The organism is Mesorhizobium sp. M1A.F.Ca.IN.020.06.1.1, assembly GCF_004023265.1.
GTDB lineage: Bacteria > Pseudomonadota > Alphaproteobacteria > Rhizobiales > Rhizobiaceae > Mesorhizobium.
The window spans coordinates 1-1,452 of sequence record NZ_RZSR01001223.1 but is presented as its reverse complement, the minus strand read 5'-3'; the positions used below and the strand labels follow the sequence as shown (position 1 = coordinate 1,452).

Annotated in this window: 2 protein-coding genes; both read right to left on the bottom strand. The window is 62.7% G+C overall.

Going from position 1 to position 1,452, the window contains the following annotated elements; all coding sequences use genetic code 11:
• Positions 1 to 643: AMIN domain-containing protein (locus tag EOA60_RS32685; RefSeq protein WP_164899758.1), on the bottom strand; the 643-nt coding region annotated here is incomplete at its 3' end.
• Between the two features lie 290 nt (positions 644 to 933).
• A complete protein-coding gene (locus tag EOA60_RS32680) occupies positions 934 to 1,188 on the bottom strand; it encodes a hypothetical protein (protein ID WP_066989511.1) in 255 nt (84 codons plus the stop codon).
• Positions 1,189 to 1,452: the final 264 nt, after the last annotated feature.

Genomic DNA, 1,452 nt, shown 5'->3' with positions numbered 1-1,452 from the left:
CGTTCTTCTCGACCGTGCCGCCGGCGCTCTCCGCGCCGCCGTCGACGCCGCCATGACCCGGATCGATGACCACTGTGAAGCGGTGCCCAGGCGCCGAAATCGGCCCTGTGCCGACACGGCCGCCCTTGTCGGTAGAAACGGTCGAGCCGGTCGTCAGCGATTGGTTGGCCAAAGCCTCGTCGAATTCTCTTTCGGATGCGGCCGACATGTCGATGGCCACGCGATAGCCGCTGCCATCGTCATTCTTCAGCACCTCGAGCTTGTCGACGGCAAACGGTCCCTTGCCGGACAGGATCAGCCGAGAGCCTTTGCCCTGATCGCCGTAGCGAACGGCGCGCACCAGCCCGCGCGGCTTCACGTCCTTGGCGTTGAGGGCGAATCGCGTGCGCGGCAGGTCGACGACAAGGCGGCTGGGACCGCGCAGCAGGAACCACTTCACGTCCGGTTCTCGGTCGAAGGTCACGACGATGCGCATCTTGGTTGCATCGCCGGCCATCTTGTAGCCGGTGGCGCCAAGCAACCCGTCGGCCCGCGAGGCGGCGGTCGCGCCAAGCAGGATCACCAGCAGGAAAACAGTCCTTGCCATGAGCCGCAGATATCCGGCGGCGCCACGCTCCTTGTCTGCGGTGCCTGCCAGTCCCATCTCTATTCTAGTCGCTCCCCGTTAGGCGCCTCGCGCCGGCCTGTTTGGCAGAACGGCCTGTCTGGCGGCCAACCCGATTAACGATTGGTATCCAGAGAAGGTTAACCAAGCCTTTCATGCGGTAGGTGGAGCGCCACCTTCCCCTGCGGAAGCGCTTTTTGCCGGCATCCGAAATCGGGGTTGCCTTCCAACCCGCCAAATCATAAAAGCGACATTGGATCACTGCAATCCTGGAACCGCCCGCCCTGCAGCTTCCCGCCAGGGTAAGATGTGCAAGGCCCTTCCGGGTTTCAGATGATCGCGACGATTTTCGCAGGCGTGCTCCCGTGGCGGGGGAATCGCTTGCGCGATGAAAACGGCCGGGATCTCCCGCGCCGGCTCTGTGCGAGCAAACAAGCTGGTCCGGCCAAGCCCGGGCTTTGGTTCAAAAGGTTCTGCTGGGTGCCGATGGCTTCAAGCGCAATCATGGAAAGGTCCGCATCGAACCGCGCCATTGTGGCTGCGGGCGGCACCGCCATCGCGCTCAAGCTCCGGCCGGCGGACATTCAATTATCCGGCAGCCACACAAATCCAGGCACACAGCGGCGGGGTCTGCCCCGCCAGCTGCGGCTGATGGCTGCCGGGAGGAAACGAAATAATGCCCAACAAGATGCTGATAGACGCCTCCCACCCGGAGGAAACACGCGTTGTTGTCGTTCGCGGTAACCGCATCGAAGAATTCGACTTTGAATCCCAGGACAAGAAGCAGCTCAAAGGAAACATCTATCTCGCCCGCGTAACCCGCGTCGAACCTTCCCTTCAGGCAGCCT

Coding starts and splice junctions, on each gene's coding strand:
- EOA60_RS32680 (WP_066989511.1), bottom strand. CDS start 1,188: ATGTCCGCCGGCCGGAGCTTGAGCGCGATGGCGGTGCCGCCCGCAGCC.